The sequence below is a fragment of the Franconibacter helveticus LMG 23732 genome, assembly GCF_000463115.2.
GTDB lineage: Bacteria > Pseudomonadota > Gammaproteobacteria > Enterobacterales > Enterobacteriaceae > Franconibacter > Franconibacter helveticus.
Window position 1 is genome coordinate 419,600 of sequence record NZ_AWFX01000045.1, and the last position, 12,285, is coordinate 431,884.

At 57.9% G+C, this 12,285-nt stretch carries 13 protein-coding genes; 1 reads left to right on the plus strand and 12 read right to left on the minus strand.

Annotation, left to right across the window (positions count from 1 at the left end):
• Positions 1 to 13: 13 nt before the first annotated feature.
• The 12 genes from DW56_RS14365 to trmJ all read right to left on the minus strand — a co-directional run bounded on the left by DW56_RS14365 (position 14) and on the right by trmJ (position 11,317).
• Positions 14 to 2,134 (minus strand): M48 family metallopeptidase, encoded by a 2,121-nt coding sequence (locus DW56_RS14365; RefSeq protein WP_024552627.1) that lies wholly within the window; start codon positions 2,132 to 2,134, stop codon positions 14 to 16.
• Positions 2,135 to 2,562: 428 nt separating this feature from the next.
• Complete coding sequence (sseB, locus tag DW56_RS14370) at positions 2,563 to 3,339, minus strand: enhanced serine sensitivity protein SseB (protein ID WP_024552626.1); 777 nt, start codon at positions 3,337 to 3,339, stop codon at positions 2,563 to 2,565.
• Between the two features lie 176 nt (positions 3,340 to 3,515).
• Positions 3,516 to 4,805, minus strand: coding sequence for an aminopeptidase PepB (gene pepB / locus DW56_RS14375; protein WP_024552625.1), 1,290 nt, complete (start codon positions 4,803 to 4,805; stop codon positions 3,516 to 3,518).
• 67 nt (positions 4,806 to 4,872) lie between these two features.
• Positions 4,873 to 5,073: a Fe-S cluster assembly protein IscX gene (gene iscX, locus DW56_RS14380; RefSeq protein ID WP_024552624.1), complete on the minus strand. Its 201-nt coding sequence runs from the start codon at positions 5,071 to 5,073 to the stop codon at positions 4,873 to 4,875.
• Between the two features lie 12 nt (positions 5,074 to 5,085).
• Positions 5,086 to 5,421 carry an ISC system 2Fe-2S type ferredoxin gene (fdx, locus tag DW56_RS14385; protein ID WP_024552623.1) on the minus strand — a complete coding sequence of 112 codons (336 nt, stop codon included), beginning with the start codon at positions 5,419 to 5,421 and terminating at the stop codon, positions 5,086 to 5,088.
• Between the two features lies 1 nt (position 5,422).
• Entirely contained in the window at positions 5,423 to 7,273 is a 1,851-nt protein-coding gene (gene hscA, locus DW56_RS14390) for a Fe-S protein assembly chaperone HscA (protein WP_024562243.1), read from the minus strand.
• A 15-nt stretch (positions 7,274 to 7,288) separates the two neighbouring features.
• Positions 7,289 to 7,804, minus strand: a complete 516-nt coding sequence (gene hscB / locus DW56_RS14395) for a co-chaperone HscB (protein ID WP_024553772.1) — start codon at positions 7,802 to 7,804, stop codon at positions 7,289 to 7,291.
• An 80-nt stretch (positions 7,805 to 7,884) separates the two neighbouring features.
• Positions 7,885 to 8,208, minus strand: a complete 324-nt coding sequence (gene iscA / locus DW56_RS14400) for an iron-sulfur cluster assembly protein IscA (protein ID WP_024553771.1) — start codon at positions 8,206 to 8,208, stop codon at positions 7,885 to 7,887.
• A gap of 13 nt (positions 8,209 to 8,221) precedes the next feature.
• Complete coding sequence (gene iscU, locus DW56_RS14405; protein ID WP_024553770.1) at positions 8,222 to 8,605, minus strand: Fe-S cluster assembly scaffold IscU; 384 nt, start codon at positions 8,603 to 8,605, stop codon at positions 8,222 to 8,224.
• 26 nt (positions 8,606 to 8,631) lie between these two features.
• The gene (gene iscS, locus DW56_RS14410; protein ID WP_024553769.1) at positions 8,632 to 9,846 is read right to left on the minus strand and encodes a cysteine desulfurase; all 1,215 of its coding nucleotides are present in this window, start codon (positions 9,844 to 9,846) and stop codon (positions 8,632 to 8,634) included.
• Between the two features lie 120 nt (positions 9,847 to 9,966).
• Positions 9,967 to 10,455, minus strand: coding sequence for a Fe-S cluster assembly transcriptional regulator IscR (gene iscR / locus DW56_RS14415; protein ID WP_024553768.1), 489 nt, complete (start codon positions 10,453 to 10,455; stop codon positions 9,967 to 9,969).
• Positions 10,456 to 10,582: 127 nt separating this feature from the next.
• Positions 10,583 to 11,317, minus strand: a complete 735-nt coding sequence (gene trmJ, locus DW56_RS14420) for a tRNA (cytosine(32)/uridine(32)-2'-O)-methyltransferase TrmJ (protein WP_024553767.1) — start codon at positions 11,315 to 11,317, stop codon at positions 10,583 to 10,585.
• Between the two features lie 121 nt (positions 11,318 to 11,438).
• On the opposite strand from trmJ, the gene suhB reads away from it, so the two are divergent.
• Positions 11,439 to 12,242, plus strand: coding sequence for an inositol-1-monophosphatase (gene suhB / locus DW56_RS14425; protein ID WP_024553766.1), 804 nt, complete (start codon positions 11,439 to 11,441; stop codon positions 12,240 to 12,242).
• Positions 12,243 to 12,285: the final 43 nt, after the last annotated feature.

The following is a 12,285-nucleotide window of genomic DNA, read 5'->3' on the forward strand; positions in this document are numbered from 1 at the left end:
CGCCGAAAGTCCATTATTTAAAGGTGTTGAGCGTCTCGCGGGCATGAATAGCATTCAGGTTGCGGATAAACAGCTCCAGCAGCGTCTCGGTGGAGTAGGCTTTTTTATCTTCTCCCCGCAGCTTGCCAATCCAGGTGAACATCAGCCGTTTTTTGCTGCGCTGCACCCGGGTGCGATTTTTCCACCAGCCGCCCACGGCGCGCGGCAGCTCATACCCTTCTTTGCAGATAAGCGTCACGGTGATGGTGTGGTTCATGTTCTGCACTTTGAAATCATCGATAGCATTAAGCGGAATGTCGTCCGTGAACTGGCGGCAGCGTAAAGTCTGCGGCGTCAGGGTCAGGAAAGGCGTATGGCGCTTACGCCACTGCTGCCAGAGCGACCAGCACGCCAGTAGCCCCAGCAGGCCCATCGCCGCGCCGCCCGCCAGCATTTTCACGTTTGGCTCGCCAGTATAGTTAAAGCTCAGTTGAGTAAGCAGGATAAACGACGCGACAAACAGGATCGCCGCTAAAAAGCCGCCGACTAAATAGACTTTATTGCCGGTATAGAGCGTAACAGATTCGCCCGCCTGCCCGACGACCTCCTCCAGTTCGCGACGAAACGCTTCACGATGCCGGGTGACTTTGCCATCAAGCTCATGGGTCATGTTTTGCGCCATCGCAGCGGCCTGCGGCAGAAGCGGCGTCAGGCTCTGCCAGGGGTTATCGGCGGCCGGGCGAGTCGCCTGCGCCAGCAGCGAGGCGTCCAGCGCGCAGCCCAGCGCTTCGATACGCTTGCGGCTTGGCGGATGGCTGTCGGTCGGGTGCGCCGTTTCGCTTTCCAGATACTGTTGCGGGTCGCTGAAGCCATTTTCACGCAGGTCGGCGACGACGTTTTCCACCAGGTTATCGCTCTGAAGCTTACCGTTGAAGAAAGCCTCAAAGACGCGGTTTTGCGCCTCGCTGATGGCGGAAATGCGCAGCAGCGAAGTGGCAAGCGCGCGCGCAGAGCTGGCGCGTGCGCCGATGGCGTCGGCTTCATGCTCGCGAATGCGGCTCCAGTGGCTCACCGTTTCGTGAAGCTGCTGAATGAACTGGATCCCGATGTGCAGCGACGGATAAAGAATGACGTGATCCAGCACCGGCGCATTGCGCTGGTTCAGCACCATGGTTTCAATGCTGTGGCTGATGCCCGCATAGAGCGGCGCGAAACGCAGGCTGTAGAGCGTATCCTGGCCGACAAAGTGGCCCAGCTCATGCCCTACTACGGCGCTCAGCTCCTCTTCATCCATGAGCGCCGCCCAGGTGAGCGGGAAGTAAAGCGTCTGCCCTTTCAGCAAGGGGCCGTCTTCCACTTGCACAGGATTAGCGGTGACGTAAAAGCCCTCCAGCAGGCCGACCACGATGTTGTCCGGAACGATAGCGCCGAGACGCTGCGCCAGCGCCTCCACCCATCGCCACAGCTCAGGCGCCTGCTCGCGGGTCAGGTTATGGCCCGCCACTTCATGCGGCTCCGGCTGGAACAGCGCAAAGCACTGCTTCAGGCTGCCAAGACTTTTATAGAGCACCCACAAAATGCCGAACAGGACCATCAGCGCAAAAAACATCACCTTGATGCCGCCCGCGTTCATTTTGAAGTGAGTGCCGAACCAGAGCGTTTCGTAAACCACCGCGCAGAAGAAGGCCAGCCCGCAAATGACAATCTGTGAAACCATCAGCCACGGCAACAGCTTGCGGCAGCGATCGAAGGCGCGAACTAAATCATCCTGAGAGCGTTTCGCCACCGTCACGCTGCGCCGACAAAGGGCGAGCGCCCCGGCATTCAGCACGAGGCACAGCAACGCCAGGCCTACCGCCAGGCCCGCCAGCTTGCTTTGCAGCTGCGCCAGCATAATTTCAGTGGCGTACTGGCTTTGCAGCTGTCGCTCGTTATTGATGAGTTCTCTCGCCGGGAGACGATAATTTTCGCCGTCGACGGAAAATTCCATCACCGCATTACTCTCTTTTTGCAGCGCCGTCGTCGCTTCCTGAATCAGGGCGTTTGAAAAGTCGACCCGCCCGGTAATGTCGCTTACGCGGTAATGTTGCCAGACGCCGTAGCAGGCAATCAGCAGCGGCACCAAAAAGAGATAGATCAGGCTCTTCCTGTTCATCGTAATATCCGTTTTCCTTGTTTAAGCCATAGAGCGAGAGCGTATTACCCTCGCTTTTAATCGCCGCCGCAGCGAGGCGGTTGCGGTGATGTCCACGGCCCTCTTGCGGGGCCGGTGGTTATTGCATAGCGTGAAGCTCTACCTTCCTGACGGGCGCATGCCATGCGGTATACAGAAAAAACGCGACAGGTATTAAAGCAAAACGCTTTTTATTCATCGCGGCGTTCCGGGTTTATTCCATTAAATAAAAACGCGCCCGCCCCCGCCGTTTCAGGCGGTGGATAACAAAATGAGCAACACAGGGGAGGCAAGCTTAGCAAAGAGAGGAATAACCGTGGCCTACCAGAATTTGTCTTGATTCAGAGAGAACGTGAAATAAGGGTAAAGCGCGGAAATAAAAAAGGCGGCACGATTATGCCGCCCTGCAATTAAATAATACGGTTTTGTTTAAAGTCGCGCAGGAAACTGCCCCAGCGGCGTTCATAAAACGGCGTGATATGAGCAATCATAAAATGACTGACGCCCTTTTCGCCCTCTTTGACCTGACAAAGGTCAACCGGCTCATCGCCCGGCAGCGTATCCATCGCCACGCTGCCAGCGGCGCGGATAACCGGCTCGATATCGCCTTCCGCTTCAATACCAATCAGCAGATTCGGCTGCTCATCCGCCTGTTCTTTTATGGAACAAAGAAAAGCGCGTTTTACCGTTTTCATCTCTTTGAAGAGCGTGGTGAGCGAATCTATCATCTGCGCCGGCGGCTCGGTCACTTCTGAGAGCAACAGCGAAGCGCCGCCTTCCAGCACCGTCTGGTTGCTTACCGCATCGCCTTCAGGGCTGATGAGATGGCTGATTTCCCGCGGCGTGAACTCTTTGCCGGTCGGCAGCTTCGCGTTCAAAAAGAGCGTTTCGCCAGGGGTCATTTCAAACAGCTGGCGCACCGGCATCATGACAAACGCCTGCTGGTGCGAGACCGCCTGCTGCATCGCCTCAAGGGAAGTAAAGAACGGAATAACGGACGTGCCATCCTCTTTTTCCCAGTGCTGTAAATCTACCGCGCTGTTGGCGTCGATAGCCTCGCCCTGCGCCGCTTCGCCCGGCACCCAGACGGTGGAGTCCAGCAGCACGCGGAAAAAGGCCGGACGGTGCGCAGGCTCGGTCGCCGCTTTTTCCAGCATGGTTTCAAGTTCGTTTTTGGTTTCAGACATAAGGTTACAGTCGTTTGTTTAATCAGGAAGGGAAGCAGGCCCCTCGCCCCGCCCTCTTCCCGCAAGGGAAAGGGGAAAACCCACTGAAAGGCGCTTTAGCGCAGGCGGGCAAAACCCACGCGCCAGAAGGCCTTTCACAGGGCGGGTGAGCGCAGCGCCACCCGCCGCCTCTGTTATTACGCGTCTGCGGTCAACAGGTTCGCCAGCGTCCGTACGCCGATGCCGGTGGCGCCCGCCGCCCACTGCTCTACCGCCGCTTTACGGTAAGTGGCGGAGCAATCGATGTGCAGCCAGCCTTGCTGATAGTTCTCAACAAAGTGCGACAGAAAGCCCGCCGCGGTGCTGGCGCCCGCCGGGTAAGCGCCGCCCGCCGTATTGTTCAGCTCAGCAAAATTCGAAGGCAGCTGATTGCGGTGGAATTCCGCCAGCGGCAAACGCCAGAAAGCTTCGTTTTCCGCTTTCGCGCTCTCAAGCAGGCGAGCAGCCAGCGCGTCGTCGAAGCTGAACAGCGCATGGTAATCATTGCCGAGCGCGGTTTTGGCCGCGCCAGTCAGCGTCGCGCAGTCGATGATAAGCTCCGGTTTCTGGGCGCAGGCGTCGATAAGGCCGTCTGCCAGCACCAGCCGACCTTCGGCATCGGTGTTCATCACTTCAACGGTTTTGCCGTTGCGGTAGGTAATGATATCGCCCAGGCGGAAAGCGTTGCCGCTTATCATGTTGTCGGCGCAGCAAAGAATGAGTTTTACGCGCTTGTTCAGGCCGCGGGTAATGGCAAACGCCAGCGAGCCGGTCACCAGCGCCGCGCCGCCCATGTCCGATTTCATCGAATCCATAAAGGCGGTTTGCTTGATGCTGTAGCCGCCGGAATCAAAGGTGATGCCTTTGCCGACAAGACAAGCGTAAACCGGCGCGCTCTTGTCCCCTGTCGGGTTGAAATCAAGCGTCAGCAGCACGGGCGGGCGCTCTGAGCCGCGTCCTACGGTATGCAGACCGAGATAGTTTTGCTCGCGCAGATCTTCGCCTTTGGTGATGCGATAAGAGACCTGCTCGCCGCCCACGTCGGCAAGCAGGTCGACCGCGCGCTGCGCCAGCTGTTCCGGCCCAACCTCTTCCGCCGGCGCGTTAATGACGTCGCGCACCCAGTCGATAATTTTCAGGCGGCTGTTCAGCTCTTGCTGTTGGGCATCGTCAAGCTTCGCCCAGTCGACAACGCGTTTGCCTTTAGGGCCGCGATAACCCATCCAGAAGGCCCAGCTTTTTTCCACATCCCAGCCTTCGCCTGCCAGCTCAACGTGCTTCAGCCCCTGGCCGTCGATTTTGCGCGCCGCGCGCTGGATAAGCGCCAGGTCATCCTTGCCGGTGAGATGCAGGGTAATGCCTTCGTTATTGATGCTGTAAGCGGCTTTCTCACCCCAGCGGGCGTCTGCGGGCGCCGTTGAGAGCGTAATTTTCATGGCTTCGGTCATCTTATTGTCCTTATATTCGGCTCATGGTGAAAACGTAAAAACGGGCCGCCAGAGGCAGCCCGTTTCTTTATTCTGCTTCGTCCAGCCAGACCAGCAGTATCGCTTCGAGGATTTTTTCGTTTGACGCGTTTGGGTCGTCATCGAACTCCTCAAGCTCGCAAATCCACTGATGCATATCGGTGAAGCGCACGGTTTTCGGATCGGTATCCGGGCGGCTGTCGTACAGCGCCTCGCCGATTTCGCGGCTGTCGGTCCATTTCAGTCCCATCGCTTCCCCCGATTAGTGTTCGCGAGCATGGTTAATAGTGTAACGCGGCATCTCGACCACCAGATCTTCGTCGGTTACGCGCGCCTGGCAGCTCAGGCGGCTTTCCGGCTCAAGCCCCCAGGCTTTATCCAGCATGTCGTCTTCGTCTTCGCTGCTTTCCGCAAGCGAATCAAAGCCTTCACGCACGATGCAGTGGCAGGTGGTGCAGGCGCACGATTTTTCGCAGGCGTGTTCAATGTCGATGCCGTTGCGCAGCGCAACGTCAAGAATGGTTTCACCGCTCTTCGCTTCCAGAACTGCGCCATCAGGACAGAGATCCTGATGAGGCAGAAAAACAATCTTTGGCATATTAAACCTCGTCCACGGAGTGGCCTTTCAGCGCCTGACGGATAGATTCATCCATACGGCGAGCGGCGAACTCCTGGGTTTGTTTGTCTGTATTTTTAATGGCTTGTTCAATGGCGTCGGCGTTGTCGCCAAGGGCGGCGGCGCGAAGCGCCGCAACCGCGTCGTCAACGGCCTGCCGTTCAGCGACGCTTAACAGCGCGGCATCGGTTTTCAGCGCCCCTTCCAGGCTTTCCAGCACGCGGGCGGCTTCCACTTTCTGCTCTGCCAGCATGCGCGCTTTCACGTCTTGCTCGGCATAGCTCATGGAATCCTGAATCATGGTGGCGATTTCGCCGTCGGTCAGCCCGTAAGAAGGTTTCACCTGGATAGACGCTTCCACGCCGGTGGATTTCTCCATGGCGGTCACGCTCAGCAGGCCATCAGCGTCCACCTGGAAGGTGACGCGAATATGCGCGCCGCCTGCCGGCATCGCCGGAATGCCGCGCAGCGTAAAGCGCGCCAGCGACCGGCAATCCTGCACCAGTTCGCGCTCGCCCTGCACGACGTGGATCGCCATCGCGGTTTGACCATCTTTAAAGGTGGTGAACTCCTGGGCGCGGGCGACAGGAATCGTGGTGTTGCGCGGAATGACCTTTTCTACCAGTCCGCCCATGGTCTCCAGACCAAGCGACAGCGGAATAACATCCAGCAGCAGCATTTCGCTGTCCGGCTTGTTGCCGACCAGAATATCCGCCTGGATTGCCGCGCCGATGGCGACCACTTTGTCAGGGTCAATGGAGGTAAGCGGCGTGCGGCCGAAAAACTCGCCTACGCGCTCGCGCACCAGCGGCACGCGGGTTGAGCCGCCGACCATGACCACTTCCAGCACTTCGCTTGCTTCCACGCCAGCGTCTTTCAGGGCGCGGCGACAAGCCAGCAGCGTGCGTTTAACCAGCGGCGCGATAAGCGCGTCAAACTGCTCGCGTGTGACGCTGCCTTTCCAGCCCGCAACCTCAACCTCTGCGGTTTCGGCGTCGCTCAGGGCGATTTTCGCCGCGATGGCGGCGTCAAGCAGCTGGCGTTGCAGGCGGTTGTCGGCACGATCCGTCAGCCCCGCCTGTTCGCGAATGCTGTCCGCAAGCAGGTGGTCGAAGTCGTCGCCGCCAAGGGCGGAGTCGCCGCCGGTCGCCAGCACTTCGAACACGCCGCGGCTTAAGCGCAGCACAGAAATATCAAAGGTGCCGCCGCCGAGATCGTAGACCGCAATCACCCCTTCCTGACCGGAATCCAGGCCATAGGCGATAGCCGCCGCGGTGGGTTCGTTCAGCAGGCGCAGCACGTGCAGCCCGGCAAGACGCGCGGCGTCTTTGGTGCCCTGGCGCTGTGCGTCGTCGAAATAAGCCGGAACGGTGATCACCACGCCATCCAGCTCGCCTGCCAGCGCTTCGCGCGCGCGTTCGGCCAGCGCTTTAAGGATATCGGCGGAAACGCGCACCGGGTTTAACTGGCCGGCAGGCGTATTGATCATCGGCAAGCCGTTTTCGCTGGCCGTTAAGTCGTAAGGCAGATGGGGATAGCGCGCCTGAATATCGGCGAGCGAGCGGCCCATCAGACGTTTTACAGAGCTGATGGTATTGGCCGGGTCGCTGGCGGCTTGCGCCCGCGCATCCCAGCCCACGGTGTGACCCTGTTGCTGGTAATGCACGACGGAGGGCAGCAGATGGCGGCCTTCGTGGTCCGCCAGGGTTTCGGTTTGCCCACTGCGAACCGTCGCCACCAGCGAGTTGGTGGTGCCAAGGTCGATGCCCGCCGCAAGCTTACGCTGATGCGGCGCGCTACTCATGCCCGGCTCACTGATTTGTAATAAGGCCATGTTGAGCTTCCAGAATTAAAAATCGAGCAGCTTTTCTTCGAGTTGTTCTGACTGGCTTTGCAGTTTATCGAGAAAACGGAGTTTGCGCACGGTGTCCGCCGCCTGCGTCCACGCTTCGCTATCCAGCTCCGCGACCATCTGCTGATGGCGGGTTTTGTACATCCCTTTCACGCGCTGAATAAACGCCTCGAGGCGATCGGTATCTTTCGCCTGCTCTATCTCATCCAGCTCTTCGCGCAGCTCCAGCTGCTCCATCAGAAACGCCGTATCGCGCACCGTGTGCTGCTCATTCGCAAGGTCGAAGCCATGAAGCGAAAGCAGGTATTCAGCGCGGGTTAGCGGATGGCGAAGCGTTTGCCAGGCCTGGTTGATGGTGGCGGATTGCGAGAGGGCCGCCAGTTGCTCGGCTTGCGGACGGCTGGCGTATTTATCGGGATGATACTGACGTTGCAGTTCCTGGTAGCGCGCCGCCAGTTGTTCACTGTCGAGCGCAAAGCCTGGCTGCAACCCAAAGAGGGTGAAGTAATCCATAACGGTCTCGGGGTCAGCGTAGTAAAGCAATGCCCCGCGCGCCCGGTCGGGCGGCGGGGTCATCAGGGCGGGTCGTGGTATCAGACGTTGAAACTTTCGCCGCAGCCGCACTCATCTTTTACGTTCGGGTTGGTAAATTTAAACCCTTCGTTAAGGCCTTCTTTTACGAAGTCCAGCTGAGTGCCGTTGAGGAATTGCAGGCTCTTGCCATCGATAACCACTTTTACGCCTTTGTCTTCGAACACCTGGTCTTCCGGCTGGGGTTCATCAACAAATTCCAGCACATAGGCCATACCAGAGCAGCCAGACGTGCGCACGCCAAGACGCAGACCAAACCCTTTGCCGCGATTGGCAAGAAAGGCATTCACACGTGCGGCGGCGGAATCGCTAAGGGTAATCGACATACTACAACCTCAATTATTTGGCTTGTTTACTTTTGTAATCCGCAATCGCGGCTTTAATGGCGTCTTCCGCAAGAATGGAGCAGTGAATTTTCACTGGCGGAAGCTCAAGCTCCTCGGCGATGTCGGTGTTCTTGATAGCCTGCGCTTCATCAAGGGACTTGCCCTTCACCCACTCGGTAATGAGGGAGCTGGAAGCGATAGCGGAACCGCAGCCGTAGGTTTTAAAGCGCGCGTCTTCAATGATGCCTTCATTGTTAACTTTGATTTGCAGCTTCATCACGTCGCCGCAAGCCGGCGCGCCGACCATGCCGCTGCCAACGCTTTCGTCGCTGTTGTCAAAAGAACCGACGTTGCGCGGATTCTCGTAGTGATCGATAACTTTTTCGCTGTATGCCATGTTTTATTTCTCCCGTCGGATACCGATTAATGATGCGCCCATTCGATGCTGTTCAGGTCCACGCCCTGCTTGAACATTTCCCACAGTGGAGAAAGATCGCGCAGACGGCCGATGGATTTACGAACCAGCTCGATGGTGTAATCAATTTCTTCTTCGGTAGTAAAACGACCTAAAGAGAAACGGATAGAGCTATGGGCCAGCTCGTCGTTCATCCCCAGCGCGCGCAGCACGTAGGATGGCTCCAGGCTCGCCGAAGTACAGGCGGAACCGGAAGAAACGGCCAGGTCTTTCAGCGCCATGATCAGCGACTCGCCTTCCACGTAGTTAAAGCTGACGTTCAGGATGGTCGGTACGCCCTGCTCGAGGTCGCCGTTCAGGTAAACTTCTTCGATATCTTTAATGCCGTTCCACAGACGGTTACGCAGACCGCGCAGGCGCGCCATCTCGGTATCCAGCTCTTCTTTGGCGATGCGGTACGCTTCGCCCATGCCGACGATCTGGTGAACAGGCAGGGTGCCGGAACGCATGCCGCGCTCGTGACCGCCGCCGTGCATCTGCGCTTCAATGCGGATACGCGGCTTACGACGAACGTAGAGCGCGCCGATGCCTTTCGGGCCATAGATTTTGTGGCCGGAGAAAGACATCAGGTCCACTTTCAGCTGGGTCAGATCGATAGGCAGTTTGCCCACGCTCTGAGTGGCGTCAACGTGGTAGATGATGCCGCGCGCGCGACACATTTCGCCGATAGTCGCGATATCCTGCACCACGCCTATTTCGTTGTTCACATGCATGATAGAAACCAGAATGGTGTCGTCACGCATTGCCGCTTCGAGCTCTTTGAGATCGATAATGCCGTTGCTCTGCGGGGCGAGGTAGGTGACTTCAAACCCTTCGCGCTCCAGCTGGCGGCAGGTATCCAGCACCGCTTTATGCTCGGTTTTGCTGGTAATGATGTGCTTGCCTTTTTTCTGATAGAAATTGGCCGCACCTTTAATAGCCAGGTTGTCAGATTCCGTCGCGCCAGAGGTGAAAACAATCTCACGCGGGTCTGCGCCCACCAGGTCGGCAATGTGGTTACGGGCGATATCAACCGCCTCTTCCGCCTGCCAGCCAAAGCGGTGAGAACGGGACGCCGGGTTACCGAACGTACCGTCCATCGTTAAAAACTGCATCATCTTCTCGGCGACGCGCGGGTCAACCGGCGTAGTCGCGGAGTAGTCGAGGTAAATCGGTAATTTCATTGCTCTTTGCTCCGTACATCTCAATATGTGAACCTGGCGGCTGGCATGATAATAGCCGACATCGACGGGGTGAACGCGCACCCCGGCCAGGTTCTGAATATCTGTCTTTTTTTAACTTAATTACGCGCGCAGTTTAACGTCGATGGCGTCCTGAGCGCGGGCCGGGCGATGGGCTTCGTTATGCTGACGGTCAGAGACATCCAGCACTTCCTGGTTGTTTACCAGTTCACCTAAGGTGATGTTATTCAGAAAACCGGTCAGACGGTCGCTGAGGTCGCGCCACAGCGCGTGGGTCAGGCATTTATCGCCGCCCTGGCAGCCGCCTTTACCCTGGCAACGCGTCGCGTCGACAGATTCGTCAACGGCGCTAATCACTTCGCCAACAGCGATGCTGCTTGCATCTTTACCCAGCAGGTAACCGCCGCCTGGGCCGCGCACGCTGGCCACCAGGCCATTTTTACGCAGACGGGAGAACAGCTGCTCCAGATAGGACAGGGAGATGCCCTGACGCTCGGAGATATCTGCCAACGGAACCGGGCCCGCTTCGGAGTTAAGTGCAACGTCCAGCATTGCGGTCACGGCATAGCGCCCTTTTGATGTCAGTCTCATGTCTTACTTAACCTCAAACACGCCCCTCGAAGCGGGGGATTATTGTCATATGGGGTGTTGCATAGCAGGCGCAAGTCTGACATTCCCGAGTAATTTGGTCAACTATTTACCCTGGTATTTTACTCAACTATTCCGGCTTCGTTTTATCGCCGCTTTCAATGGAGGCGAGAATGCCGCGCAGAATGTTAAGTTCCTGACTTTCCGGGCGTGCGCGGGTAAACAACCGGCGCAGCTTGTTCATCACCTGGCCGGGATGGTTGGCGCGAATAAAGCCGGTTTGCAGCAACACCTGCTCCAGATGGCCGTAAAAACGCTCCAGATCGTCAACCAGCGGATAAGGCGTTTCTTCGTGCTCCGCCGCCGCTTGCTCCTGGGTGGCAAGCCAGGCCATACGCACTTCATAAGCGATAACCTGCACCGCCATGGCGAGGTTCAGCGAGCTGTATTCCGGGTTCGCCGCGATAGCGACATGATAATGGCACTTTTGCAGCTCTTCGTTGGTCAACCCTACGCGCTCGCGGCCAAACACCAGCGCCACCGGCGCGTGCTGGCTTTCTGAAATGCTCTTAACGCCGCATTCGCGCGGGTCAAGCATCGGCCAGGGGAGCGTACGTGAGCGCGCGCTGGTGCCCACCACAAGGCTACAGCCGGAAAGCGCTTCATCCAGGGTGTCGACAATCGTGGCGTTGCCGATGACGTCGCTTGCCCCGGCGGCGAGCGCGATGGCCTGGGAGTCCGGCTTCACCAGCGGGTTAACCAGCCAGAGGTTGGTCAGGCCCATGGTTTTCATGGCGCGGGCGACCGAGCCCATATTGCCGGTGTGAGAGGTCTCCACCAGCACGATACGAATATTTTCCAGCATAGCGATTCAGCACGAATAAAGAATATTGGGACATCTTATCATAAACCTGAGACATAATCCGAACCCTCTGCTATACTCCGCGCCGTTTTCCCGTTCTTTAACATCCAGTGAGAGAAACCTGATGCATCCGATGCTCAACATCGCCGTGCGTGCTGCGCGCAAGGCCGGTAACTTTATCGCCAAAAACTACGAAACGCCGGACACCGTAGAGACCAGCCAGAAAGGCAGCAACGATTTCGTGACCAATATTGATAAAGGCGCAGAGCGCGTCATTATCGACACCATCCGCCAGTCCTATCCGCAACACACCATCATCACCGAAGAAAGCGGTGAACACGCTGGCACCGAGCAGGATATTCAATGGGTTATCGATCCGCTGGATGGCACCACCAACTTCGTTAAGCGTCTGCCGCATTTCGCGGTCTCCATCGCTGTGCGCATTAAAGGCCGCACCGAAGTCGCCGTGGTATATGACCCCATGCGCAACGAACTTTTCACCGCCGTACGCGGCCAGGGCGCACAGCTCAACGGCTACCGTCTGCGCGGCGGCAGCGCGCGTGACCTCGACGGCACCATTCTGGCGACCGGCTTCCCGTTCAAAGCCAAACAGCATGCGCCGGCTTACATGAACATTGTCACTAAACTCTTCACCCAGTGCGCCGACTTCCGCCGCACCGGTTCCGCCGCGCTGGACCTGGCTTACGTAGCCGCTGGCCGCGTTGACGGTTATTTTGAAATTGGCCTGAAGCCGTGGGATTTCGCTGGCGGCGAACTGCTGGTACGTGAAGCAGGCGGCCTGGTGTGCGATTTCACTGGCGGTCATAACTACATGACCACCGGAAACATCGTTGCGGGCAACCCGCGCGTGGTGAAAGCGATGCTGGCTGGCATGCGCGAAGAGCTGAGCGAAGCGCTGAAGCGTTAATTCGCTCGCTGACGGGGTAACCCGCGAAATAAAAGGCAGGCGC

What these genes read in the sequence shown, in the direction of transcription:
- DW56_RS14365 (WP_024552627.1), bottom strand. Translation starts at nt 2,134, where the DNA reads ATGAACAGGAAGAGCCTGATCTATCTCTTTTTGGTGCCGCTGCTGATT.
- fdx (WP_024552623.1), bottom strand. Translation starts at nt 5,421, where the DNA reads ATGCCAAAGATTGTTTTTCTGCCTCATCAGGATCTCTGTCCTGATGGC.
- suhB (WP_024553766.1), top strand. Translation starts at nt 11,439, where the DNA reads ATGCATCCGATGCTCAACATCGCCGTGCGTGCTGCGCGCAAGGCCGGT.
- iscX (WP_024552624.1), bottom strand. Translation starts at nt 5,073, where the DNA reads ATGGGACTGAAATGGACCGACAGCCGCGAAATCGGCGAGGCGCTGTAC.
- iscR (WP_024553768.1), bottom strand. Translation starts at nt 10,455, where the DNA reads ATGAGACTGACATCAAAAGGGCGCTATGCCGTGACCGCAATGCTGGAC.
- hscB (WP_024553772.1), bottom strand. Translation starts at nt 7,804, where the DNA reads ATGGATTACTTCACCCTCTTTGGGTTGCAGCCAGGCTTTGCGCTCGAC.
- iscS (WP_024553769.1), bottom strand. Translation starts at nt 9,846, where the DNA reads ATGAAATTACCGATTTACCTCGACTACTCCGCGACTACGCCGGTTGAC.
- iscA (WP_024553771.1), bottom strand. Translation starts at nt 8,208, where the DNA reads ATGTCGATTACCCTTAGCGATTCCGCCGCCGCACGTGTGAATGCCTTT.
- iscU (WP_024553770.1), bottom strand. Translation starts at nt 8,605, where the DNA reads ATGGCATACAGCGAAAAAGTTATCGATCACTACGAGAATCCGCGCAAC.
- trmJ (WP_024553767.1), bottom strand. Translation starts at nt 11,317, where the DNA reads ATGCTGGAAAATATTCGTATCGTGCTGGTGGAGACCTCTCACACCGGC.
- hscA (WP_024562243.1), bottom strand. Translation starts at nt 7,273, where the DNA reads ATGGCCTTATTACAAATCAGTGAGCCGGGCATGAGTAGCGCGCCGCAT.
- pepB (WP_024552625.1), bottom strand. Translation starts at nt 4,805, where the DNA reads ATGACCGAAGCCATGAAAATTACGCTCTCAACGGCGCCCGCAGACGCC.
- sseB (WP_024552626.1), bottom strand. Translation starts at nt 3,339, where the DNA reads ATGTCTGAAACCAAAAACGAACTTGAAACCATGCTGGAAAAAGCGGCG.